Source organism: Streptomyces poriticola (assembly GCF_036689765.1).
GTDB lineage: Bacteria > Actinomycetota > Actinomycetes > Streptomycetales > Streptomycetaceae > Streptomyces > Streptomyces poriticola.
This window is the reverse complement of the sequence record NZ_JBAGKH010000007.1, coordinates 199,681-223,687: the sequence shown is the minus strand read 5'-3', so window position 1 is coordinate 223,687 and position 24,007 is coordinate 199,681. Positions and strand designations below refer to the sequence as shown.

At 72.7% G+C, this 24,007-nt stretch carries 19 protein-coding genes, 1 tRNA gene and 1 pseudogene; 9 read left to right on the top strand and 12 right to left on the bottom strand.

Going from position 1 to position 24,007, the window contains the following annotated elements:
* Positions 1–4: 4 nt before the first annotated feature.
* The 6 genes from V5O46_RS14210 to V5O46_RS14185 all read right to left on the bottom strand — a co-directional run bounded on the left by V5O46_RS14210 (position 5) and on the right by V5O46_RS14185 (position 8,705).
* Positions 5–1,369: an MFS transporter gene (locus tag V5O46_RS14210; RefSeq protein ID WP_332884937.1), complete on the bottom strand. Its 1,365-nt coding sequence runs from the start codon at positions 1,367–1,369 to the stop codon at positions 5–7.
* Complete coding sequence (locus V5O46_RS14205; RefSeq protein WP_332884936.1) at positions 1,362–2,264, bottom strand: phytanoyl-CoA dioxygenase family protein; 903 nt, start codon at positions 2,262–2,264, stop codon at positions 1,362–1,364. The genes V5O46_RS14210 and V5O46_RS14205 overlap by 8 nt, the downstream gene beginning before the upstream one ends.
* Positions 2,265–2,348: 84 nt before the next feature.
* Positions 2,349–4,295, bottom strand: coding sequence for a carbamoyltransferase C-terminal domain-containing protein (locus tag V5O46_RS14200; RefSeq protein WP_332884935.1), 1,947 nt, complete (start codon positions 4,293–4,295; stop codon positions 2,349–2,351).
* A gap of 105 nt (positions 4,296–4,400) precedes the next feature.
* Positions 4,401–5,984 carry a radical SAM/SPASM domain-containing protein gene (locus V5O46_RS14195; protein ID WP_332884934.1) on the bottom strand — a complete coding sequence of 528 codons (1,584 nt, stop codon included), beginning with the start codon at positions 5,982–5,984 and terminating at the stop codon, positions 4,401–4,403.
* Positions 5,985–6,103: 119 nt separating this feature from the next.
* Positions 6,104–6,271: a hypothetical protein gene (locus V5O46_RS14190; protein WP_332884933.1), complete on the bottom strand. Its 168-nt coding sequence runs from the start codon at positions 6,269–6,271 to the stop codon at positions 6,104–6,106.
* Between the two features lie 1,036 nt (positions 6,272–7,307).
* The gene (locus V5O46_RS14185; protein WP_332884932.1) at positions 7,308–8,705 is read right to left on the bottom strand and encodes a hypothetical protein; all 1,398 of its coding nucleotides are present in this window, start codon (positions 8,703–8,705) and stop codon (positions 7,308–7,310) included.
* Positions 8,706–8,998: 293 nt separating this feature from the next.
* Here V5O46_RS14185 and V5O46_RS14180 point away from each other — a divergent pair, with 293 nt between their 5' ends.
* Both V5O46_RS14180 and V5O46_RS14175 read left to right on the top strand, forming a co-directional pair.
* Entirely contained in the window at positions 8,999–9,424 is a 426-nt protein-coding gene (locus tag V5O46_RS14180) for a hypothetical protein (protein ID WP_332884931.1), read from the top strand.
* Positions 9,425–9,684: 260 nt separating this feature from the next.
* Positions 9,685–10,569 carry a spermidine synthase gene (locus tag V5O46_RS14175; RefSeq protein ID WP_332884930.1) on the top strand — a complete coding sequence of 295 codons (885 nt, stop codon included), beginning with the start codon at positions 9,685–9,687 and terminating at the stop codon, positions 10,567–10,569.
* 69 nt (positions 10,570–10,638) lie between these two features.
* On the opposite strand, the gene V5O46_RS14170 is transcribed toward V5O46_RS14175, so the two are convergent.
* Positions 10,639–11,181: a hypothetical protein gene (locus tag V5O46_RS14170; protein ID WP_332884929.1), complete on the bottom strand. Its 543-nt coding sequence runs from the start codon at positions 11,179–11,181 to the stop codon at positions 10,639–10,641.
* 97 nt (positions 11,182–11,278) lie between these two features.
* On the opposite strand from V5O46_RS14170, the gene V5O46_RS14165 reads away from it, so the two are divergent.
* From V5O46_RS14165 to V5O46_RS14155, 3 genes are all read left to right on the top strand, one after another.
* On the top strand, positions 11,279–11,998 hold the full coding sequence (locus V5O46_RS14165; RefSeq protein ID WP_332884928.1) for a response regulator transcription factor: 720 nt from the start codon (positions 11,279–11,281) through the stop codon (positions 11,996–11,998).
* The gene (locus V5O46_RS14160; RefSeq protein WP_332884927.1) at positions 11,995–13,407 is read left to right on the top strand and encodes a sensor histidine kinase; all 1,413 of its coding nucleotides are present in this window, start codon (positions 11,995–11,997) and stop codon (positions 13,405–13,407) included. The genes V5O46_RS14165 and V5O46_RS14160 overlap by 4 nt, the downstream gene beginning before the upstream one ends.
* 138 nt (positions 13,408–13,545) lie before the next feature.
* Complete coding sequence (locus V5O46_RS14155; protein WP_332884926.1) at positions 13,546–15,024, top strand: glycoside hydrolase family 18 protein; 1,479 nt, start codon at positions 13,546–13,548, stop codon at positions 15,022–15,024.
* A gap of 68 nt (positions 15,025–15,092) precedes the next feature.
* Here the strand turns inward: V5O46_RS14155 and V5O46_RS14150 are convergent, their stop codons facing one another.
* The 4 genes from V5O46_RS14150 to V5O46_RS14135 all read right to left on the bottom strand — a co-directional run bounded on the left by V5O46_RS14150 (position 15,093) and on the right by V5O46_RS14135 (position 20,102).
* Entirely contained in the window at positions 15,093–16,625 is a 1,533-nt protein-coding gene (locus tag V5O46_RS14150; protein WP_408648990.1) for a GH1 family beta-glucosidase, read from the bottom strand.
* Between the two features lie 172 nt (positions 16,626–16,797).
* Positions 16,798–17,706, bottom strand: coding sequence for a carbohydrate ABC transporter permease (locus V5O46_RS14145; RefSeq protein ID WP_332884924.1), 909 nt, complete (start codon positions 17,704–17,706; stop codon positions 16,798–16,800).
* Positions 17,707–17,718: 12 nt separating this feature from the next.
* Complete coding sequence (locus V5O46_RS14140; protein WP_332884923.1) at positions 17,719–18,741, bottom strand: carbohydrate ABC transporter permease; 1,023 nt, start codon at positions 18,739–18,741, stop codon at positions 17,719–17,721.
* Positions 18,738–20,102, bottom strand: a complete 1,365-nt coding sequence (locus tag V5O46_RS14135) for an extracellular solute-binding protein (RefSeq protein ID WP_332884922.1) — start codon at positions 20,100–20,102, stop codon at positions 18,738–18,740. Before V5O46_RS14135 ends, V5O46_RS14140 begins: the two co-directional genes overlap by 4 nt.
* A gap of 351 nt (positions 20,103–20,453) precedes the next feature.
* Between V5O46_RS14135 and V5O46_RS14130 the strand changes: the two genes are divergently transcribed.
* From V5O46_RS14130 to V5O46_RS14115, 4 genes and pseudogenes are all read left to right on the top strand, one after another.
* Positions 20,454–21,509 carry a LacI family DNA-binding transcriptional regulator gene (locus V5O46_RS14130; protein WP_332884921.1) on the top strand — a complete coding sequence of 352 codons (1,056 nt, stop codon included), beginning with the start codon at positions 20,454–20,456 and terminating at the stop codon, positions 21,507–21,509.
* A gap of 183 nt (positions 21,510–21,692) precedes the next feature.
* Positions 21,693–22,856 (top strand): PP2C family protein-serine/threonine phosphatase, encoded by a 1,164-nt coding sequence (locus V5O46_RS14125; RefSeq protein ID WP_332884920.1) that lies wholly within the window; start codon positions 21,693–21,695, stop codon positions 22,854–22,856.
* Positions 22,857–22,881: 25 nt separating this feature from the next.
* Positions 22,882–23,088: pseudogene (locus V5O46_RS14120) on the top strand (DUF6879 family protein); the annotation flags it as partial.
* A 10-nt stretch (positions 23,089–23,098) separates the two neighbouring features.
* A complete protein-coding gene (locus tag V5O46_RS14115; RefSeq protein ID WP_332884919.1) occupies positions 23,099–23,800 on the top strand; it encodes a Scr1 family TA system antitoxin-like transcriptional regulator in 702 nt (233 codons plus the stop codon).
* Positions 23,801–23,866: 66 nt separating this feature from the next.
* Here V5O46_RS14115 and V5O46_RS14110 read toward each other — a convergent pair.
* A tRNA-His gene (locus V5O46_RS14110) sits at positions 23,867–23,939 on the bottom strand.
* Between the last annotated feature and the right edge of the window lie 68 nt (positions 23,940–24,007).

Sequence of the window (24,007 nt, the reverse complement as noted above, 5' to 3'; positions counted from 1 at the left end):
CCGGTCACTCCTTGTCGGGAAGGCGGTCGGGAAGGGCGTCGGGACGGCTGTCGGGACGGCCGTCCGGAAGCGCGTCGGAAGAGGTGCCGGCAGAGCTGCCGCGAAGGCCGCCGTGCGGAGCCGGACCGGTCGCCGAGGGCGTCTCGCGCAGCGGTGCCAGGAGCAGCAGGGCGCCCACGGCCAGGACCGTCCCGCACACCAGGAACACCGCGGGCACGGAGAGGGCCTCGGCGAGCAGCCCGCCGAGCGCCGCGCCGAGCGGCATGCTGCCCCAGGCGCACAGCCGGGACACGCTCATCACCCGGCCCTGGAGTTCCTCCGGCGTGAGTCGCTGGCGCAGCGACATGACGGGGATGTTCCAGCCCATCATGAAGACGCCGTTCGCCGCGAGCACCAGCGCGGTGAGCACCGGGTGGCGGCTCAGGCCCAGCGCGGCGTACGCGGCCCCGGACGCCACCAGGGACCATCGGGCCAGCCGTACGGTGGGCAGCCGGTCGGCGGCCCGCGGGGCCAGCCAGGTGCCGATGACGGCGCCCACCGAGCCGGCGGCGAGCAGCAGCCCGTACCCGGCCGCGTTCAGTCCCAGCGTGCGGTCGCTGAGCAGCACCAGCATCGTGAAGGTGGCCGAGAAGACCACGCCGTACAGGGCGCTCGCGGCCAGCGTGAGCCGCAGGGCGCGATGGCCGAGGACGAAGCCGAGCCCCGCCCGGATGTCGCGCAGCACCGTGCCGTGCGCGCCGCCGGGGACCGGCTCGCGGCGGGTGCGGGCGAGTGGCGCGAGCCCCAGGAGCAGCAGCGCGGCCAGGGCGTACAGCACCCCGCCGGTGGCCAGTGCGACGGCGGCCGTCAGGCCCACCAGCAGCCCGGCCACGGGCGGCCCGACCGTCTCGTTGAGGACGATCTGGGCCGCTGACAGACGGCCGTTGGCGCGCTCCAGATGGCGCTCGTCGACCAGCCGCGGCAGCATCGCGGGGGCGGCGGTGTCGGCGAGCGTCTCGGCGATGCCCAGCACGAACGCCAGCGCGTACAGCAGGGCCAGCGGCCGGTCGCCGGCGAGCACCAGGGCCGCGCCGAGCAGGGCCGCCGCACGGACCAGGTTGCTGCCCAGCACGATGCGGCGCCGGTCCGTGCGGTCGGCCAGGACGCCGGCGGGCAGTGCGAACAGCAGCCAGGGCAGCATGTTGACAGCGGTCAGTCCGGCGACCGCCGCCGGGTCCGGGTGGTGCGCGACCACCAGCAGCGGCAGCAGGGTGCGGGTGATGCCGTCCCCGGCGTTGGACGCGGCCGTCGAGGCCCACAGCCAGCGGAACGGGCGGCCCAGGTCCGTCCGGCGGGCCGGACGGGCCCGGGGGCGGGCGGTACTAGCCAACGACGCTCTCCCCGGTCCAGGTGCGCAGGCCCAGCAGCCGCTCGCCCAGCTCCGTCAGTTCCGCCGGCCCGTACAGCGCGGCCTCCTCCTTGCGCACCCCGCCCTGCGGCGGATGCGGCGGGATCCGGTCCCGCCAGAACCGCACCCGGGCCTGACGCAGGTCCGCGTGGTCCTCCCAGGCGGGCGCCATGGTCAGGTACTGCGCCATGCGGACCCGGGCCTCGGAGACGTTCGGGTGCACGCCGTGCGGCAGCAGGCTGTTGAAGATGATCAGGTCACCGGGGGCGACCTCCGGGGTGGTGATCCGGTAGCCGGTGATGTCCGGAGTGAACGGATCCCGGTCGGAGGGCTGGCCGCGCACCCACTTCTCCCACTCCGTGAAGATCTCCGGCACGCACTGGAAGCCTCCGATCTCCTCGTCCCCGTGGGTCAGCGAGAGGACGGCCTGGCAGCTCACCGGCAGCGGGTCGGTGGAGGTGTCCACGTCCCAGTGGACGAACCCGTCGAAGGCGCGCGGCCCCCGGTTGGGCGGGTTGACGTTGGCGAAGTCGATGGTGACCCACAGGTCGGTGCGGTCCCAGACGTCGGCGAAGGCCTCGTACACCCGCGGGGTCTGCCGGACGTCCCACTGGGCCTGGTGGTTGTACATCTCGACGAGTCCGCTGTGGCCCGGCAGCCGGTCGTTGCCGGTGTGCGGCGACGTCCATGTCCCGGGGGCGTCGGGCTGCATGTCGAGGAACGCGTACAGGCCCTCGGTGAGGGCCGTCACCGTCTCGGGCGGGACCGCCCGCCGGACGATCACATAGCCTCGCCCGGTCCAGTGGTCCCAGTCCGCCGGGGACAGGACGCGCAGCGGTTGCGTCTTGCGGATGTCTCGCAGTTGGGTGGCGGCCACCGGCACTCTCCAGGGACACGATGCCTGCGGATGATCGGGGGAACGGGCGAGGGGCGGTGCGGTGCGGTGCGGCGGGCGGCGGGATCACTCGATGATCAGGCGGTGTCCGGGGAGCACCAGGGCGTCCAGTTCCGTCTCGGTGAGCAACTCCAGTGCCTCGTCCAGGTGGTTGAGGATGGGACGGCCGCCCCCGTTGGCGCTGGTGTTGATGAGCACCGGCAGTCCTGTGCGGGCGGCGACCGCGTGGCACAGCCGGTGCAGCAGCGGCTGCGTGTCCGGCCGCACGGTCTGCAGGCGTGCGGTGCCGTCGATGTGCCGTGCCTCGGCCAGCCGTTCGGCCCGGTCGGGCCGCACCCGCACCGCGAACAGCATGGTCTCGGTGTGGTCGAGGGGTCCGGTGAAGTACTGGTCGGCCACCTCCTCGGGGCAGATCGGCGCGACCGGCCGGAACCACTCCCGGCGCTTGATGGTCTGGGAGACGTGGCTGCGGGCGCCGCTCCAGTGGGCGGAGACCAGCAGCGAGCGGTGGCCCAGCGCCCGCGGCCCGGTCTCCAGGCCGCCCTCCAGCCAGGCCACGCACCGCCGGTCGGCCAGCAGCTCGGCGACCCGCTGGACGAACTCCTCGTCGTCGGCCGGGCGGCGCGCGGACAGACCGAGCTCGCCCAGGCGCCGGAACGGCCCGCCCGGCCCGGCGGGTCCGGTGACCTGTGCGCGGTCGTCTCCGTCGGTGCGGTCGGTGCGGTCGGTGCGGTCGGCGCTGTCGCCGCCGTCCACCGGGTCCAGGCCGGCCAGCGGCGGTCCGGCGTAGGCCAGTGACGCCCACCCCGAGCGGCCCGCGAGCGCCGGGCGGTCGGCCGGATCGGCCACGGCCAGGGCGGCGCCCAGCGCGATCCCCGAGTCGTCGCAGCAGGTGGGGACGGACACCCGGGTGAAGTGGCCGCTCTCGGCGAGACGGCTGTTGGCGGTGATGTTGAGCGCGCAGCCGCCCGCGTAGCAGAGCGTGGTGTAGCTGGGGAAGCGCCGGCTGAGGCCGGTGACCAACCGGGCCAGGTCCTGCTCCACGGCGGCCTGCAGAGTGGCCGCGAGATCCCTGCAGACCCGCTCGTCGGGGGAGGTCCCGACGGGGGTGGTACGGCCGTCCGTGGTGCGGATCTCGTCGGGGAAGACCGATCCGAAGGAGTGCACCACGTCGTCGTCCGAGGAGTCGGCCAGTCCGGCGTCCAGATACCCGCCGCTGTGCGGGTCGTACTCCCACCAGGTGCCGGCGTAGCGCAGTGCGGTGCCGGTCAGCCGGTCCTCGTCGAGCCGCTCGTACAGATCCGGCGAGGCGCGCCGGGTGGACTGCGGTACGAGCATCGCGCGCAGTACCGGCAGCAGCAGCGCGTCGGTCTCCCCGGTGGCCGTCAGGCCGAGCAGCTTGCCGGTGTCGAACTGGCTGCCGTGCACGCGTCGGGCGAGTGCCTCGTAGACCAGGCCGAAGCGCGGTCCGGTGCGGTTGGTGAAGGACATCACCGGGGTGAGCTGGTCCCCGTCGCCCAGACACACCATGCCGCACTCGGCGTAGTTGCCGGTTCCGTCCAGCGCCAGCACCAGCGCCTTGCGGGCACCGGAGGAGTAGTACGCGAGCGCGGCGTGCGCGTAGTGGTGACGGACCGCGGTCAGGGTGATGTCGCCGAATCCGGCGGCCAGCGGCCAGTCCACGGGTTTGATCACGCGGGTCACCGCGTCGGCGAGCCCCGTGCCGCCGGCGGCGGTCCAGCGGGCGTCCTCGTTGACGAGCTCGACCAGGGCGGGGGGCAGCACCCGGCACATCGGCGTGTACCAGTCGGCCACGGCGATCCGGGTCACCGGGTCCGCCGCCCGCTCCCGCAGCTCCGCCAGCCACTCGGCCGCGGCCTGCGGGAAACCGCCGTTGCCGCCGCACACATGACGCAGCCCCAGGCGGCGCTCGGCCTCGATGACGCGGTAGCCCGCCGCGTCGGTGAGCGCGGCGCCCGCGTCGTGCCCGAAGTGCATCCCCAGTGTCGCCATGGAACCAGTCACCTTCCTGGGCCCGGGCCGGCGTGGCCGGCCCCGGTCGTGGATCGGCGGCCCGCCGCGCTCGTGCGGGCCGGTGCGGAGAGCGTCGGGGCCGGGTCAGGAGAGGGCGGCGAGGCTCTGGGCGTGATGCCGTTCCAGCAGCCCCTGGACCACCTCGCGCATGTAGGCGCAGTAGCCGGGCGACATCACCTGGATCGAGCCGTTCTCCTCCTCCAGCGCTCCGGCGGAGCCGCCCGAGCAGGTGCCCTGGAGTTCGCAGCCCTGGCAGCCGGGGCCGTTGGTGTAGGCCCGCATGCCGTAGTCCTGGTAGGCGGGGGAGGCGAAGATGCCGCGCCAGTCGTCGATGGTGCCCAGCTTGCGGGCGGTGGCCTTGCAGGCGAATACGCTGCCGTTGGGCTCGATGGAGAGCTGGCGGCCGACCGCGGGGCAGGTCTTGTAGTCGGCCTGCTCGGCCCACTTGGCCTCGTCGATGATCATCTGGAAGGTCTGGTACCAGTAGCCGCTGAGCTGCACACCGCGCTCGCGCCCGTAGTCGACGGCGGACAGCAGCCGCTGCGCCACGTCGTGCGGGCTGTGCCGGTCGAAGAACTCCTTGGCCTGGAAGGACACGATCACGTCCAGGCTGTCCAGTCCGGCCTCGGCGACGAAGTCGATGAGCGGCGTGCCCCACTTGTCCCAGGTGTACTGGGAGAGCACCGTCGTGATGCTGACCGGGACGCCCGCGGCCCTCATGTCGAGGATCGCCTTGCGGACCACCGCCCAGGGCGTGCGCTGCTGCTGCCCGCCGCGGAACTCGCCGGTCTCCGGGACCAGGTAGTCGATGGACACGGTGGTGTCGACGCGGTGCTCGGCGAGCGCCGCCAGCAACTCGTCGTCGATACGGGAACCGTTGCTGGTCAGGTCGTAGGAGAGCGTGACGCCGTCGTGGCGGTCGCCGAAGGTGCGCAGCACGTGCAGGATGGTGCCGCGGGCCAGGGTCGGCTCGCCGCCGAAGAAGGACACCGTCAGATGGCCGCCGCCGTTGGCCTTGCGGAGCTCGATGGCCTCCTTGACGGTCTTCTCGGCCACCTCGCGCGACATGTGCATCGACGGGTTGCGGCCCTGGTCCGAACCGTGGTTCCAGTCGCCCGTGGCGAGGGTCGGGCCCGAGTCCTGGCGGGCCGGGGCGGCGTCCTCGCGGGAGCGGCGCAGTTCGACCAGCACCGGACCGGGCTTCACCGACTCGCCGGAGGTGTTGCGCTCCTCGACGCCGCCGTCGAAGTTGTACGCGAAACAGCCCTGGCAGGAGAAGTTGCAGGCGTTGGTGAGCACGAGCTGGATCGAGGAGTGGAACACACCGCTGGCGAGCGCGCTCTGCCGGGTCTCGAGCAGACCGTCGATCTCCGTGGCCTCGTCGTGCCCGGCCGCGACGAGGAACCGGGCCTCGATGAGGTCGCGCAGCGATTCCTCGTCGACGCGTTCCCGTAACCGGTCCCAGCTGATGCCGTGCGAGGCCTCGGTGAGGAGGTCGACGACGTCCCGGTCGATCAGCCGCGCATTTCCGAAGAGTGAATGAAAGGCCATGGTTCGGTGGTCGCCCTCGTAGGAATCGAGCCGGCCTCCGAACGACGTGAAATCGCGGTCGCCCGCGGCGCGCAGGGTACGGACGTAGCGAGAGGACTGGTAGCTGGAATTCTGCATGGCTGAAGATTTCTCCCTGCGTCTCACGACTTCCGATCGCGGACCGTTTCGGCATCTCGCCCGGTCCGCGCGACAGACCGGGGCCCGGCCTGCCGGCGGGCCCCGGGGAACCTCAGCCGTCAGGCCGACTTACACTCTTCGCGCTGCTCGGCGGGGGCCGAGACGGCCTCCGCCTGCTTGCGGGCCGGTGTGATCGTCGGAGCGTTGCCCTTGTCCGGCGAGACGAACGCGCAGGGACGGGACGACGCGGTGACCGCGGGGCGGGCGACCTTCTTGACTTCGGCCATGTGGCCTCCTCGGTAGGTGCGACACACAATGCGTCCCAATGAAGCAGATGGAATTGGGAGTGAAGAAGGCAGCAACCGGCCACGGTTGGAGAAGCGTGCTTTTCGTTCGCCCGCCGGAGGGAATTGATCTTCCGGTGGCCGGCGCATGCCGTGACCCCCCGCCGACTCACCTGCGAATTCCGGGTGTTCGGATCCGCCGCGGTATCCGCCCCGGACCGGTCGGACACCCGCGACCGGGACGACTTCAGGCCAGGGCGGGGCCGAATCCGTAACCGACCGGAACCCGATCCCGCCGACCGCCCCGACAGCCCGCAGACCGGCACCTCGCGCCCGCGGCCCGCACCCGGCCCGCAGGTATTCGGCCCGCCGGTATTCGGCCCGTCCGTGGACCGGTACCCGTGGCCGTGGCCTGCACCTGCCCGTTACGGTCCGCGGATCGGCACCCGCGGCACCAGGCCACCGGAGGACCGCATCGGGCCCTCCACATCGGGCCGTCCACGGACCGGCGCTCCATCGCCGCGGTCCGCATCCGGCCCGTCCCGAGGCCGGCACCTCGTGGTACCGGCACGTCCGCGGGCCGGTTACCCGGGCCGTGGCGTTCACCTGGCGCGCCCACGGACCGGCATTCCATCGGGCCGATCCGCACTGGGCCGAGGACCGGCACTCCGTGGCCGCGGTCCCGCATCTGCCGCGCCCGCGGGCGGTACCCCGTGGCCGTGTCCCGCACCTGCCCGGCCGAGGACCGGCATTCCATGGCGCCGACTCGCACCGCGCCCGCACCTCGAGGTCCCCGGCCCATCCGTGGACCGGTGCCCGTGGCCGTGGCTGGACCCGGCCCGTCCGCCGACCCGCGACCCGCGCCGGAACGAGCTCGACCTGCGCCGGAACGAGCTCGAGCCCGGGAGGATCCGGCCGAACCGGTTTCGGTCGGCCTGCCAGGGGCGGGGCCGGGGATGTCCTCGTTGCCCGTTCGCCTGCGTCGACCAGCCGTCGGAGGCTTCCCGCCGGCTGATCCGCCGGACAGGCGCTCAGTCGCTCACGCGGGCCGCGCCAGCGCTGCGTGCCGCTCCAGGAACGCCGACACCCCGCTCGCCCTGCGGTGCGGCAGCAACACCCGCGCGGTCCCGCCGAGCATCCTCTGCACCCGCGAGGACTGCACCTCGTCCAGCAGGTCCAGCACCCGCATCCCGGCGGCAGCCGCCTCGTCGGGCCGCCCGCCGCGCGCGAGATCGTCGGCGAGCTCCGCCGTGTACAGCGCGATGTTCCGGGTGAAGTGCGGGTCCTGCAGTTCCGCGGCCCGCCGGGCGTACCGGGCCGCGCGCGGCCAGTCGCCCAGCGCCGACCAGCACTGCGCCTCCAGCCCCGCCAGCTCGGCCTCGCCGTAGAAGGTCATCCACTCGGGGTCGGCGTCCGACGGGCCGCGCGCGTACAGCGCCTGAGCCCGGGCGAGTGCCTGCGCACAGCCAGCCCGGTCGGCGAGCCCGGCCCAGCCCCCCGCCTCGCGCAGCGCGAGCAGGGACATCAGGCGGGCCGAGCCCAGCGGGCGCGCGGCGCGCTGGGCGGCCTGGGCGGCCCGTACCGCCTCGCGCGGCCGGCCCGTGTCGCGCGCGAGGAACGCCGTGTTGCAGAAGGCGTGCGCCTCCAGGCCCGGATCGCCGTTGGTGCGGGCGGTCGCGAGGGCCTCGGCGTAGTGCGAGCGGGCGTCGTCGAACCGCCCGGAGTCGTGGGCCAGCCAGCCCACGGAGATGGCCAGTTCACCGGCGCCGGAGTACAACCGGTCCGCGGTCGCCTGCCGGGTCGCCCCGGCGTCCAGCAGCGCGTACGCCGCGCGCAGCGGGGCCGCCGCGCGCCGGTAGAGACCGTCGGCGCCGTGCCGGTCGTCGAGCAGCCGGATCCGGCGGACGGCTTCTTCCAGGGCGCCCGCGTCGCTCGCCCCCGGCCGGCGCACCGGTCGGGGCACGGCTACGGCCTGCGGGGCGAGGCCCAGCGGGCCCAGCGAGGCGGCGGCCACCGTGGCGCCTCCGCCGGTCATGAATGCGCGACGCAGCACGTCGCTCTCCTCGTAGTTGTCGTGCGTGATGAGCTGGTTCGGCGTCTCATACGGCCCGGGCGCCCCGTGCGTCTCACCGTCGGCGCGCGTGCGGCGCCCCCGGACGGACGAGCGGGGAGCGAATCCCAGGTCGGTGAGCGTGCGTCCGGGGAACATGTGCAGGAACACCCGTTCGTACGCGTAGTTGGGGCAGCGGATCTCGCCCGACTCCACCCGGCCGATGTAGCGGGCGTCACAGCTGACCCGCTCACCGATCTCCCGGGCGGCCCGGCGGACCGCCGCCGCGAACTCGGCCGGCGAGCGCTGTCCGCGCAACTCCCGGAAGACCAGGTTCGGCTGCGGTGGCCGTTCGGGTTGGGGTGAGGTCACCGTTGACGACGCCATGGCCGGGCCCTCTCGTGCGAACCGTCGAACCATGCCGGAATCAGGGTGAGTTACTGGGGTAATGTCATCATCGTCCCGTTTGCCGCCCTGTTTCCGGCGAGCAAGAACGTACCTGCTGTGACAGACCCGCCACGCGGTGTTTGGCTACAAACCGGATATCTCATCCGTGATCTGCCATGAACTGCCATCCTTTGCGGCCAACTTGCGCCGTAGCCGTTGACGGTCCGCCGCGTTGGACCGGATGGACCGGGAGGCTCCCCGACTCCCGACCCGCTCGTCCGAGGAGGAGTTCCGTGGTGGAGGCCGGGATGGAGATCAGCCGGATCAGCAGCCCCCGCGATTCCCGCGGGCCCCGTGGTTCTCGCCGTGCCTGTGACGCCTGCGACGTGGTCACCGTCCCGGCGCGGCAGGGTCTGGAAGCCGTCGACATCCTCAGACGAGGTGCCGGCGACGCGGTGGGGCCGGTCATGCACGACGACGGCGGCGACACCCTCGGCTTCCTGGTGCCGCCGGGGACGGCCGACGCCTGGGACCTGCCGGGGAGCACATGCACGCAGACCGACGGCCAGGACCGGCGGCTCACGCCCCAGCCGCCGGTCGACGGCTCGGGCTGGCTGCTGCCCCCCGGGGAGGCGGACCTGGCGACCGACCCCGCGAGGCTCCGGGCCGCACTCGGGGAGGCGGCCCGCCTGATCGAGGCCGCGGACAACTGCCACTGACCCTGCCACCGCCCCTGCCCGCGGCGGCCGCGTCCGTTCCGAGGGGGTGACCGCGCGGCCCCGCGCGCTGCGGCGGCCGGGCCGGCGGCAAAGGCTGAGCCCGTCCCCTGGTCCCGGCCGAGGACCCAGCCCGGGCCTCGCCGCTCGAGCGCCCGGATCCTTGCCGCGGTTTGGCTGCAACCTCCCTCGGGACGCGCCCCTCGCGGGGGCCGGCCCGCCCGGCGGCGGACCGGGCGGGGGCGAGCCGCGATAATGGACCGGTGGGAAGGTCCAGGAACCCCAGGCCGGGAAAGGCCCGGCGCGGGCGCGGCGCCGTCGAGGCCGTCGTCGAGGACGTCGACGGCGGGCGCGCCGAGCTGATCCCCGACCGGGAGCGGGCCCGGGCCTGGACGCTGTTCGTCGACGGCGCCCCGCAGTCGCATGTCGACCTCGACGACCCCGCCCGCCTCTCCTTCGAGTACCAGCGCCGCCTCGGCCACGTCGTCGACCTGGCCGCCCCGCCCGGCAGACCGCTCCACGCGGTGCACCTGGGCGGCGGCGCCTTCACCCTCGCCCGCTACACAGCGGCCACCCGCCCCCGCTCCACCCAGCAGATCGTCGAACGCGACGCGGCCCTCGTCCGCCTGGTCCGCCGGGAGCTGCCGCTCGACCCGGGTGCCCGGATCCGGGTGCGCTCCGCCGACGCCCGGGCCGGCCTCGCCAAGGTGCCCGACGGCTGGGCGGACCTCGTCATCGCGGACGTCTTCAGCGGCGCCCGCACACCGGCCCACCTGACCTCGACGGAGTACCTCGACGAGGTCCGCCGCGCACTCGCCCCCGGCGGCGTCTACGCCGCCAACCTCGCCGACGGCCCGCCGCTGGCCCACCTCCGCGGCCAGATCGCCACCGCCGCCGCCCGCTTCCCGGAACTCGCCCTGATCGCCGACCCTGCGGTGCTGCGCGGCAAACGCTTCGGCAACGCGGTCCTCGTCGCCTCCGACGCCCCCTTGCCCACCGCCGAACTGACCCGCCGCGCCGCCTCCGACCCCCAGCCCGCCCGGGTCGAACACGGCAGACACCTCACCGACTTCACCGGCGGCGCCACCCCCGTGACCGACACCGCCGCAGTCGCCTCACCGGCCCCACCGGCCTCGGCCTTCCGCTAGCTCCCGCCGCCCGCCCGGTTCCGTCGGTCTGCCCGGTCCCGTCGGTGCCGACCGCAGCCGGCGCCCGGGTCAGTAGCTCCCGATCTCCACCCGGGGCGGGCCGTCGTGCCAGGTGCAGAAGACCGAGACCCGGTCCGCGCCCGAGGTGAACTCCACCCGGATCCAGGACTCCGTCTTCCACACCTGCATCGACCAGCCCGCTCCCGGTGTGGCGGAGACCAGGGACGCGGACGCCGTGCCGAGGTCGAAGACGGCCCGGCCGCCGTCGGTGTCGTAGCTCCTGACCCGGCCCGAGCCGGTCGCGGTGGGAGCGGGGTCCTTCGGTGTGGGGCCGGTGGACGGGGGCTGTGACGGGGGCGGGCCGGTCCCGGGGCGCTCCGAGCCGGTCGGCGTCGGGGCCGGTGCGGTCGGGGACGGCGGTGCACCGGGCGCCGTGCCCGACGAGAGGGGGCTGCGCTGCGACGCGCTCGCCTCGGCGGCCTTGATGGGCAGCGCCCTCGGCGGGTCGTAGGCCGTGCCCGCCATGACCGTGTGCACACCCCACCACGACAGCGTGACCGCCGCGCCGGTGGCGAGCAGCCATGCCAGTACGTGTACGAGTCCTCTGCGCATCGCGGCCATACTGCCTCACCCGCCCCGTGTGTGTCGCCCGGGCGGAGTTGTCCACAGGCCCGCACCGGCCTCGCCCGCATGGCGTACGGTGCGGGCCATGGCAAGTGTGCTCGTGGTCGAGGACGACCAGTTCGTACGCTCGGCGCTGATCCGGCATCTGACCGACGCCGCGCACACCGTGCGCAGTGTCGGCACCGCGCTGGAGGCGCTGCGCGAGGTCGCCCACCTCCGTTTCGACGTGGTGATCCTGGACCTCGGGCTGCCCGATCTCGACGGCTCCGAGGCCCTGAAGATGCTGCGCGGCATCACGGACGTCCCGGTCATCGTCGCCACCGCGCGGGACGACGAGACGGAGATCGTCCGGCTGCTGAACGCCGGAGCGGACGACTACCTCACCAAGCCGTTCTCCGTCGAGCACCTGTCGGCCCGGATGGCGGCCGTCCTGCGCCGCGCCCGGTCCGGCGCCGGCGAGCCGCCGCCGTCGGCCGTGCTGCGCGTCGGCGGACTGACGGTCGACCCGCTGCGCCGCCAGGCCGAGCTGGACGGCGTGCCGCTGGACCTGACCCGCCGCGAGTTCGACCTGCTCGCGTTCCTGGCCGGGCGGCCCGGGGTCGTCGTGCCCCGCCGGGAGCTGCTCGCCGAGGTGTGGCAGCAGTCCTACGGCGACGACCAGACCATCGACGTCCATCTCTCCTGGCTGCGGCGGAAGCTGGGCGAGACCGCCGCCCGCCCTCGCTATCTGCACACCCTGCGGGGCGTCGGCGTCAAGCTGGAGCCCCCGGCCGGGCAGCCGTCCGGAGCGGAGCCGCCGCGATGAGGTGGGCCCTGGTCAAGGTGTCGCTGGCGGTCACCGCGATGGTGGTGGTCGCCTTCGCGGTCCCACTCGGACTCGTCATCCGGGAGATGGCCCGGGACCGCGCGTTCTCGAACGCCGAGCGGGAGGCGGCGGCCGTCGCCCCGGCGCTGTCCATCACCACCGACCGTGCCCAGTTGGAGCGCGTCGTCGCCGCGGCCGGCTCCGGGGACGCCGGGGTGGCCGTGCACATACCCGCCGCCGGCGAGGCGGGCGGCCCGGTCGACATAGGCCGGCAGCGCGCCGCCGACCAGGACGTCGCGGCGGTCCGCCGGCTGGGACGCGCCTCCACCTCCGAGGTACCCGGCGGGTCCACACTGCTGCAGCCGGTCGCGCTCAGCTCCGGTGAGATCGCCGTCGTCGAGGTGTTCGTGCCCGAGTCCGAGGTGACCAACGGCGTGGACACGGCCTGGGCGGTGCTCGCCGCCGTGGGTGCCGCCCTCGTCGTCGGGTCGGTGGCGGTCGCCGACCGGCTGGGCGTGCGGATGGTGCGGCCCGCGCAGCGCCTGGCCGAGGGCGCGCACGACCTCGGAGAGGGCAGGCTCGGCGCCCGGGTGCGGGAGGAGGGCCCGACCGAACTGCGCCTCGCGGCCGTCGCGTTCAACTCCATGGCCGACCAGGTCGTCCAGCTCCTCGCCAACGAGCGGGAGCTCGCGGCCGATCTCTCACACCGGCTGCGCACCCCGCTGACCGTGCTCCGGCTGAACGCCGCCTCCCTCGGCGACGGACCGGCCGCCGAACAGACCCGGTCCGCGGTGGAGCAGCTGGAGCGCGAGGTCGACACCATCATCCGCACCGCCCGGGACGCCAAGCCGCAGACGGCCGCGGCCGGTCCCGGTGCCGGATGCGACGCGGCCGAGGTGGTCCGGGAGCGGATGGGGTTCTGGTCGGCGCTCGCCGAGGACGAGGGCCGCACATGGCGGGTGGCCGGCACCGACCGGCCGGTGCGCATACCCGTGGCCCGCGCCGACCTGGCGGCGGCCCTCGACGCCCTGCTCGGCAACGTCTTCCGGCACACCCCGGAGGGCACCGCCTTCGCCGTCGACGTGCACAACGGCGAGGACGCGGTGATCGTGCTGGTCTCGGACGCGGGCCCCGGCATACCCGACCCCGCTGCGGCCATCGCCCGCGGCCGGGGCTCCGGAAGCGACGGGTCCACCGGCCTCGGCCTGGACATCGTGCGTCGGCTCGCCGAGTCAACAGGAGGAGACGTCCGTATCGGCTCCTCCGTGCTCGGCGGCACCGAAGTGCGGATCTGGATCCAGCTCGACGGGCGTGCGGCACCGGTGCGCCGAGGCCACCGAGGAGCCGTGCGCCGGCGCCGCACCCCACGCCTCGGCGTGAGCTTTAATCGCCCCCGATCCCTTCCTTAAGCCCGCCCTAAGATCGCCGACCGCTGCCCGGATCGGGTGTTCTGCCCGATTCCGGATCGCTAGCGTGCTGCCGCGCCTCACCCCCCGGTGAGCCCCGAGCACCCCAGCATCCCCGTGAACAGCGAAGGCAGGCAGGCGATGAGCACGCACCGGCGCAGGATCAGTGGCAGGAACAGGGCGATCGGCGGTGTCGTCGCCGCGGCCGTCGTCGGCGGCGGAGCGATCATGTTCACCGGCACCGCCCAGGCCGCCGGGGTCGCCGCCGCCTACACCCGAACCAGCACCTGGTCGACCGGCTACACCGCGCAGTACGTCGTCACCAACAACGGCGAGCAGGCCAAGCGGGACTGGACACTGGAGTTCGACCTGCCCTCCGGGGCGAAGCTCGGCTCGCTGTGGAACGCACAGTCGGCGGTGCGCGGGCAGCATGTCACCGTCACCCCGCCGAACTGGGACACCGACGGACTCGCGGCCGGGGAGTCGGTCACCGTCGGCTTCGTCGTCAGCGGCACCGGCGATCCGGCCGGCTGCCAGGTCGACGGCGCCACGTGCTCGACCGACACGGGCGCGACCCCGGAGCCCAGCGGACGCCCCACCGGCACCGAGACCCCCGCGCCGAGCCCCACGGCCACCCCGACCGGGACCGCTATCGGCGACCCCACCGACGCGCCCGCCCCCACACCGACCCCGACGGCCACCGATCCGCAGGCCCCCGGCAACGGCACCGTCGCCGGCTTCGCCCCGTACGTCGACACCTCCCTCTACCCGGCGTTCGACCTGCTGAAGACCGCCGAGGCGACTGGCGTGAAGGACTACAACCTCGCCTTCGTCACCGACGGCGGCGGCTGCACCCCCAAGTGGGGCGGCGTCACCGACCTGGCGAGCGACGCCGTGGCCGCCCAGATCGGCGCACTGCGCGCCCGCGGCGGCGACGTCCGGGTCTCCTTCGGCGGCGCGGCCGGCTCCGAACTGGCGACGACCTGCACTTCGGTCGACGCGCTGACGGAGGCGTACGGAAAGGTCGTGGACACCTACGGCCTCACCAAGGTCGACTTCGATGTCGAGGGCGGCGCGCTGCCCGACAAGGCGGCCAACACCCGCCGCGCCCGGGCCATCGCCCGGCTCCAGCAGGACCATCCCGGCCTGGACGTCTCCTTCACCCTCCCGGTGATGCCCGAGGGCCTCACCCAGCCCGGCGTGGACCTGCTCGCCGACGCCCGCCGAGGCGGCGTCGGTATCGACGCCGTCAACATCATGGCGATGGACTACGGGCCCGCGTACAGCGGCGACATGGGCACCTACGCCGAGCAGGCCGCCACCGCCACCCAGGCCCAGATCAAGAGTGTCCTCGGCCTCTCCGACAACGAGGCCTGGAAGACGGTCGCCGTCACCCCGATGATCGGGGTCAACGACGTGGTCACCGAGGTCTTCACGGTCGACGACGCCACCCAGCTGGTGAAGTTCGCGCAGACCAAGGGCCTCGGCTGGCTCTCCATGTGGTCCGCCACCCGCGACAAGGCCTGCCCCGGCGGGCCCAAGCCGGCCGCCGACGCGACCTGCAGCTCCGTCGAGCAGCAGCAGCACGCCTTCACCAAGGCCTTCGCCGCCTACGAGTGAACGACCGCGCGGGGCATGGCACCCCCGGGACCTCACGACCCGGGGGTGCCGCACCCCGCGCGTGCCCGCTACTGCGGCGTGCCCGCCGTGCCCGCCGTGCCCGCCGTGCCCGCCGTGTCCGGCGTCCACGGCGTCCCCGGCGCCGGAAGAACCCCGGTCCGGGCCGCCTCGCCGTACCAGCGGGCGCTGGACTTCGGGGTGCGCTCCAGGGTGCCGTAGTCGACGTAGACCGCGCCGAAGCGCTTGTCGTAGCCGTAGGCCCACTCGAAGTTGTCCATCAGGGACCACAGGTAGTAGCCCCGTACGTCCGCGCCGTCGCCGATGGCCCGGCGCACCGCCGAGAGGTGGCCGTGCAGATAGGCGATGCGCTCGGGGTCGTGCACCCTGCCGTCCGGGTCGGGCTTGTCGTCGCAGGCGGCGCCGTTCTCGGTGATGTACAGCGGCAGACCGGGGGCCTCCCGGGTGTAGCGCATGATCAGCTCGTGCAGGCCGGTCGGGTCGATGGTCCAGCCCATCTCCGTACGCTCGCCCGGTGCCTGATGGAACGCCACGTCGTCCGCCCCCGGCCACGGCGAGTGGGCACTCGCGCCGTGGCCGTCGGCGCGCGGGCCCGGGGCGTCGGAGTCCGCCGCGGACACCAGCGACGGGGTGTAGTAGTTCAGGCCCAGCGCATCCAGTGGCTGGTGGACCGCCGCCAGGTCGCCGTCGCGGACATGGCTCCAGTCGGTCAGCGGGGCCGTCGCGGTGAACAGGGACTCGGGGTAGGCGCCGTGCAGCAGCGGGCCGTGGAAAACGCCGTTGGCCAGGTCGTCGATGCGCCGGGCCGCCGCCAGATCCGCGGGCCGCTGCGACAGCGGGCGCACCGCGGTGGAGTTGAGGCTGATCGTAACCGTGTTGCGGGCCGGCATCACCGCGCGCAGGGCCGTGGTGCCCAGCCCGTGCGCCAGATTGAGGTGGTGGGCCGCGCGCAGCGCCGCCGCCGGATCGGTGCGGCCGGGGGCGTGCACACCCGAGGCATAGCCCAGGAAGGCGCTGCACCAAGGCTCGTTGAGGGTGATCCACTGCTCCACCCGGTCGCCGAGCGCCTCGCCGACGATGTGCGCGTACTCCGCGAACCGGTACGCCGTCTCCCGCTCCGGCCAGCCGCCCGCGTCCTCCAGTTCCTGCGGCAGATCCCAGTGGTAGAGGGTGACGGCGGGCCGGATGCCGTGCGCGAGGAGTTCGTCGACCAGCCTCCGGTAGAAGTCCAGTCCGCGCTGGACGGCGGGACCCCGGCCGGTGGGCTGCACCCGGGGCCAGGAGACGGAGAAGCGGTAGGCGTTCAGGCCCAGCCGCGCCATCAGGGCCACGTCCTCGCGGTAGCGGTGGTAGTGGTCGACAGCGATGTCACCGGTCTCGCCGCCGGCCGTTCTGCCCGGTGTGTGGCTGAAGGTGTCCCAGATCGACGGGGTGCGGCCGTCCTCCCGTACCGCCCCCTCGATCTGGTACGCCGAGGTGGCGGCGCCCCAGAGGAAGGCCGGGGGGAAGGTCACGGGGGTGGTCTCGGACATCACGGAAGGCACGGACGTCACAGGCGTCACCGGGGTTGCGGGCTCAGACATGGAAGCGCTCCCATAGCGGATCGGAAAAGCGGCAGGTGGAGACGGACGGAGAGGAGCGGGAAGGAGCGGGAAGCAGCGGAGACGAGCGGAGCAGGGAGGGGCGGAAGGAGCGGAAGGAGCGGAAGGGGCGGAAAGGGGCGGAAGGAGCGGCATGGAGACGGGGAAGGCGCCCTCACCCCTTGACCGCGCCCTGCATGATGCCGCCCACGATCTGCTTGCCGAAGATCGCGAAAACCACCAGCAGCGGCAGCGTGCCCAGCAGCGCACCCGCCATGATCAGAGCCTGGTCGGGGGTGTAGCCGCGGCCCAGGCCCGCCACCGCCACCTGCACGGTCGGGTTGCCGGTCTGCGTCAGCACCAGGAACGGCCACAGGAAGTCGTTCCAGACCTGCACGAACATCAGCATGCCCAGCACCGCCATCGCCGGGCGCGCCGCCGGGAACACCACGTGCCACACCACGCGCCAGCTGCTCGCGCCGTCCACCCGGGCCGCCTCGATGATCTCGTCCGGCAGCGCCTGCAGCAGGTACTGCCGCATGAAGAACACCCCGAACGCGCTGACCAGCGACGGGAGGATCACCGCCTGGAGCTGGTCGGTCCAGTCCAGCTCGGCGACCATCATGTACAAGGGGATCACGCTCAGCTGCGGCGGCACCATCATCGTGCCGACCACGATCAGCATCAGCGCCCCGCGGCCCCGGAACCGCAGCTTGGCGAAGGCGAACCCGGCGATCGTCGACAGGAACACGATGGTGAGCGACGAGACGCCCGCCACGATGGTGGTGTTGAGGAACGCCTCGCCGAGATTGGCGTCGGTCCAGGCGATCTCCAGTTTGTCGAACAGGTTGGAGCCGAACCAGAACGGCGGCGGGGTCTCCGCGAGCCGCTGGTTGTCCCGGGACGCCGCGATCGCCGTCCACACCAGCGGGAAGAGCGAACCGACGGTGAACAGGGCGAGGATGACGTATGCGATCGGCCCGGCGTGCAGCTGCCCGCCGGCCCGTGCCGACCTCGGGCGCCGCGCCCGCTTCGGCGACGGGGACGCCGGTTCGGCCGGGGATGGGGTCAGGGTCGTCGTCACGGCCGGATCTCCTTAACCACTGGCGCGCAGCCGGCGCGAGATGACGTAGTTGACGATCCCGATCACGATGAGGATCAGGAACATCGTCCAGGCGATGGCGGAGGCCCGGCCCAGGTGCTGGTTGATCCAGCCCTGCTCGTACAGGTACAGGCCGAGCGTCTGGAACTGGTGCTGGGAGCCGCCCGAGGCGCCCTTGTTGGCGTCGAACAGCAGCGGCTCGCCGAACAGCTGGGAGGCGCCGATGGTCGACACGACGACCGTGAACAGGATCGTCGGCCGCAGCGAGGGCAGCGTGACATGGAAGAACTGCTGCCACCGGTTGGCGCCGTCCAGTGCCGCCGACTCGTACAGATCCTGTGGGATCGCCTGCATCGCCGCCAGGTAGATCAGCGCGTTGTAGCCGGTCCAGCGCCAGATGACGATGGTGGAAACGGCGATCTGCGAGGCCCAGTGGTCGTTCTGCCAGTCGATGTGATCGATGCCGGCGTGCCCCAGCGCCCAGTTGATCATCCCGTAGTCGCGGCCGAAGAGCAGCACGAAGACCAGGGACGCGGCGGCGATCGAGGTCGCGTACGGGGCGAGCATGACGACCCGGTAGAAGGTCGAGCCGCGCAGCCGGTAGTTGAGGATGTGCGCGAGGCCCATCGCCATCAGCAGCTGCGGCACCGTGGAGATGATGCCGATGGTCAGCGTGTTGCGCGCCGCGTTCCAGAAGAAGTCGTCGTCGAAGATCCGGGTGTAGTTGTGCAGCCCCGCCCACTCCATGTCGGTGGGCGCGGTCAGCTGTACCGAGTGCAGCGAGGCCCAGCCGGTGTAGAGCAGCGGGAACAGCCCGAACGCGGCGAACAGCAGGAAGAACGGCGAGACGAAGGCGTACGGGCTCCAGCGCATGTCCCGCTGCCAGCGGCGGGAGAGCCGCTCCCGGCGCCTGGTCGCCCCGGATGACGGGGCGTCGTCCGGCCGGCGGCCCGGGGCCGCGCCCCCCTTCCTCCCGGGGGACGCGGCGGTGTCGTGCCCGGCTGTCGTTCCGGTCACTGGTCGAGGTTGTTGTCGATGGTCTTCACGGCGTTGTCCCACGCCTCCTCGGCCGACTTGCCCTGGGTGACGAGGATGACGCCGTTGTCGGTCAGGCCCTGCTGGATGATCTGGTCCTTCGGGCCGATGACCTGGACGGGGCTGTTCTCGGCTGCCTCGGCGAAGATCTCCCCGATCGGGGCGTCACCGGTCATGTCGTTCCTGGCGTTCTTCACCGCGTCCGACTCGTAGGCGGCCGGGGTGCTCGGGAAGCTGCCCTGCACGGCGAAGAGTTTGGCCTGCTGCTCCGGCGCGGTCAGCCAGGCGGCGAGCTTGGCGGCCTCCTCGGTGTTCTTGCCGGAGCTGGGCACGGTCAGGAAGGAGCCGCCCCAGTTGCCGGACTTGGGCGCTGCGGCCACGTCCCACTTGCCGGCCGCCTCCTCGTTCGACTTGCCCTTGATGTAGCCGAGCATCCACGGCGGGCAGGACATCGCGGCGAACCTGCTGTTGGCGATGGTGGTGTCCCAGGCCGGCTGGAACTGCGTCTGGTTGCCGATCAGTCCGTCCTCGGCGGCCTGCGCGGTGAGGTCGAAGGCGGCCTTGACGGCCGGGTTGGTCTTGTGGACGACCTCTCCGGAGGAGTCGTAGAAGCGCTCCTCCTCACTGCTGAGGATGGCCTGGAGCAGTCCGCCGGGGGAGTCCAGGAAGGTGGTGCCGTCGGGGGCGTTCTTCTGGTACTCCCGGCCGGTCTCGACGAGCCTGTCCCAGCTGCCCGCCCACAGCTTGCCGACCTCCTCGCGGTCGGTGGGCAGCCCGGCCTGCTCGAACAGGTCGGTGCGGTAGCAGATCGCCATCGGGCCGACGTCGGTGCCGAGACCGATGGTCCGCCCGTCCTGGGTGGTGGCCTGCTGCCACTTCCAGTCCAGGTAGTCGCTCTCCTTGCCGTGGCCGGACAGGTCCATCAGCTTGTCGGACTGGGTCTGCACGACCTCGGCGATGTTGCCGACCTCGACGCCCTGGATGTCCTGCAGCCCGCTGTCGGTGGTCAGGTGGTTGACGAGGGCGGGGTAGTAGTTCTCGTTCCGCTCCACGACGGTCTGCTCGATGTCGACGTCCGGGTGGAGCTTCTCGTACTCCGCGTAGAGTCCGGCCTCCTCGAAGCCGAAGGCACCGAAGAGCCCCAGGGTGATCCTGGTCTTGCCGCTGCCGCTGCCGCCGCCCGACGACGAACCGGCCTCGTCGTCGCCGTCGTCGGCACAGCCGGCCAGCAGCCCGGCGCCCAGCACTGCGACGGCCGCGACGACCAGCGCCTTGCGGGCGGTCGGGGTCCCCCTGCTCGACGAGCGAAGTCGAGACTGGGGGAGGGTACGTGCTGCTCGCATTGCGTCCTCCTGTTGCCCTGTGACGTGCCGACCCCCCGGTCCACTGCATGGTGGGGCCCGTTGCTTGCACGGCTGCCGCACGGCTGTCTGCTCTGCTGCTGTGCTGTCGCCGTGCTGCTTGCTGTGCGTCCGTCGCTGCGGCTCGGGCGGGGTACGTGCGGGATGTGTACGTGTGCGGGATGTGTAGGTGGCCAGTACTATGGGAGCGCTCCCACGAGTGATGTGTTGAAGAGTCGTCGGTCCGCGCCGGGGTGTCAAGGGAGCGGACGCGGAGAGCTGTGTTCAGTTATCGGCCTGTTAAATTCCAGGCCAGCCGCAGAGTTGTGCGGGGTCCCGACGGGAGGCGGAGCCATGGCAAGCCACGGAGCGCGCGGGCGGAGCGGTGGCCGGCCCACCCTCGAGGAGGTCGCGGCGCGCGCCGGCGTCGGCCGCGGCACGGTCTCCCGGGTGATCAACGGCTCGCCCCGGGTCAGCGAGGCGACGCGGGCGGCCGTCGAGGCCGCGGTCGCCGAACTCGGCTACGTCCCGAACACGGCGGCCCGCGCCCTGGCCGCCAACCGCACCGACGCGATCGCGCTGGTGGTACCCGAGCCGGAGACCCGGTTCTTCGCGGAACCGTACTTCTCGGACATGCTGCGCGGCGTCGGAGCCGAGCTCGCCGACACCGAGATGCAGCTGCTGCTGATCTTCGCGGGCAGCGACCGGGAGCGGCAGCGGCTCGCCCAGTACCTGGCCGCGCACCGGGTGGACGGCGTGCTGCTGGTCTCGGTGCACGCCGACGATCCGCTGCCCGACCTGCTGGCCCAGCTGGAGATCCCCGCGGTGATCAGCGGCCCGCGCTCGGCCGGGGAGTCGCTGGCATCGGTCGACTCCGACAACTACGGAGGCGCCCGCTCGGCCGTCGGGCACCTGGTGGCCCGAGGGCGGCGCCGGATCGCGCACATCACCGGACTCCTCGACGTCTACGGCGCCCAGCGGCGTATCGACGGCTACCGCGACGCGTTGCGGGACGCGGGACAGGAGGTGGACGAGGCGCTGGTGGAGGAGGGGGACTTCACGGAGGAGGGGGGTCGTCGCGCGATGGCTGCGCTGCTGGAGCGGTGCCCCGGCCTGGACGCGGTCTTCGCCGCCTCCGACGTGACCGCGGCGGGCGCCCGACAGGTGCTGCGCGAGGCCGGCCGGCGCATCCCGCAGGACGTGGCGCTGGTCGGCTACGACGACTCGGCCATCGCCCGCCATCTGGATCCGCCGCTGACCAGCGTCCGCCAGCCGATCGAGGAGATGGGCCGGGCGATGATCGACCTGCTGCTGACGGAGATCGCCGACCGTCGGCCGGCGGCGTCCCGGGGGCCTGCACGGCAGCACGTGGTGCTGCCCACGGAGCTGGTGGCGCGGACGTCGTCGTGACCGCGGACGCACCGAGCCGGTCGGCGGACGCCTCGCCGGGGTCGGCGGACGGCTCGCCGGGGTCGGCGGACGCCTCGTGCCACTCGGCGGACGGATGATCTCCCGCGGACGGCCGTGCCCGGGCCCCTGCCGCACCGCGGGCGCCGAGAGGCCGCAGCGGCCTCCACGAGGCAGGCTGTTCCCATGGGGTCACATCCTCGCTCGGCTCTTCGGCCAGGAGCGTCCGCCCGACCGGGGGCGGGCAGTCACGGCGAGGTCCTGTTCATCCTGGCGAAGTGTGCGCCCTTCGCGATCGCGCTGGGCGTGCTGGCCGTCGAGCTCTCACCCGCGCACGACCTGGTCACCGGGCCCATTCTCACCACCACGCCGGCGCTGGCCGCACTGACGATGGGCCCGGTGGGCACGCTGGCCGCGGCAGGCCTCGCCGCGGGTGTGAACGCGACCTCCGCGACCTACAACCAGTCGTGGGGGACCCTGACCCAGCTGATCATCGGCAATTTCCTGGGTTTGATCGTGGTGTCCGTGGCCAGTGTCATCCTCAGCAGCGCGGTGCGCACGCGTAGACAGAGCGAGCTCGATCAGGTTCGCCGGATCGCTGTGGCGGCTCAGGAGGTCGTCCTGCGCCCGGTCCCCGAGCTCCTGGGCCCGGTACGGGCGGCCAGTCTGTGCCTGGCGTCCGGGACGGGGGCACTGATCGGCGGTGATCTGTACGAGGCGGTGGAGACGCGCTACGGTGTCCGGCTGATCGTGGGGGACGTCCGGGGGAAGGGGCTGTCCGCCATACGCGTGGTCGCGGTGGCCCTGGGCGCGTTCCGGGAGGCCGTTCACTACGAGGACGAGCTGCGGGAGGTCATGGACCGCTGTGGGGCCGCAATGCGGCGGGAGGTCGCCGTACCGGGTACGTACTCCCGGGAGAAGCTCTCCGAGGTTCTGCTGGAGGGGTTCGTCACCGCGCTCATCGCCGAGGTCCCGGACGAACCGGTGGTGTACCTGGTCAACCGAGGCCATCCGCCTCCACTGGTGCTCCGCGAGGGCAGGGTCCACGCCCTGATGCCCGCCTCCCCGCTGCCGCCGCTCGGTCTCGAGGACCTGGTCCCCGAGTCTCCCCCCAAGCCCGAGAGCCACCCGTTCCGGCCCGGCGACCGCCTGCTCTTCTACACCGACGGCGTCATCGAAGCCCGCAACCGCGACAACGAGTTCCTCCCGCTGCCGGAGACCATGGAGCAGATACCCGCAGGCACCTCCCCGCAGGAGTTCCTGGACGAACTGCACCGGGCGCTGATCCGCCACACCGGGGGCCGCCTGGCGGACGACGTGGCGATGATCCTCATCGAGCGGCTCGCTTGAACGCCTTCAAGGGCTGACGAACGCCGAGCGGGCGCTCCTGGAAGAGGACTTCTGGATCTTCGACAGTCGCCTCGTGGCCATCCTCCACTTTGACGACGGGGACGTCTTCCACGAGGCCGAGATCATCACGGAGCCCGCGGAAGTGCTGCGGTACTGCCAGGTGAGGGACGCCGCGGTCCACACGTCCGTCCCCTATGACGCGTTCGCTGCCCAGCTCGGCACGAAGGGCTGACCGACCGCCGGTGAGCACGGAATACCAGCAGGCCCGCGAGGCCCTCGGCGGGCGGCTGCGCGAGCTGCGTATCTCGGCTGCTGTTGGCCGCCTCACCGGCCCCCAGCTCGCCGAGCGTCTCGGCTGGGTCCACTCGAAGATCTACAAGCTCGAGGGCGGCCGGCAGACCGCCACCAGCGACGACCTGCGCGCGTGGGCCGAGGCCGTTGGCAGGCCCGAGGTGACCGAGGAACTCCTGGCCCGGCTCCGCGGCTTCGAGTCGCATATCCGCTCCCGGCGCCGCCACCGCACGACGCGGGACACCGACGAGGCCGTGCGTTCCCGGATGGAGCGGCAGGCGTGGCTGTACCGGGGCGGCCGGGTCTTCCACGCCCTGGTCTGGGAAGCCGCGCTGCACGCCCTCGTCTGCCCGCCCGCCGTCCTCGTCGCACAGCTCGACCGGCTCGCCGGGCAGGTCGGTATGGACACCGTCGAGCTCGGCGTCATCCCGCTCGGCACGTCGCTGAAGATCCCGGCCGCGAACGGCTTCTGGATACTCGATGAGCGGCTCGTCATCACCGAGGACCGGCACGCCGAGCTGTGGCTCGATGACGCCGAGACGGTCGCCTCGTATGTGCGGGTGTGGGAGACACTGCGGGAGTCGGCGGCGTACGGCACGGAGGCCCAGAACGTCATCGCCCGCGCCCGGCGAGCGCTCCACCCACGGGTTTGACAGACCACGGTGCCGGGAAACATCAAGGGCTGACCCGTTTCCACGGGTCAGCCCTTGATCGTTCAGGGTGAGTGACGGGACTTGAACCCGCGACTTCCTGGACCACAACCAGGTGCTCTACCAGCTGAGCTACACCCACCACGACCGGTGTCCGGAACCCCGAGGGGGTGTCCGTGGGTTTCCCCGACCGGCCGAGAAAAAGTGTAC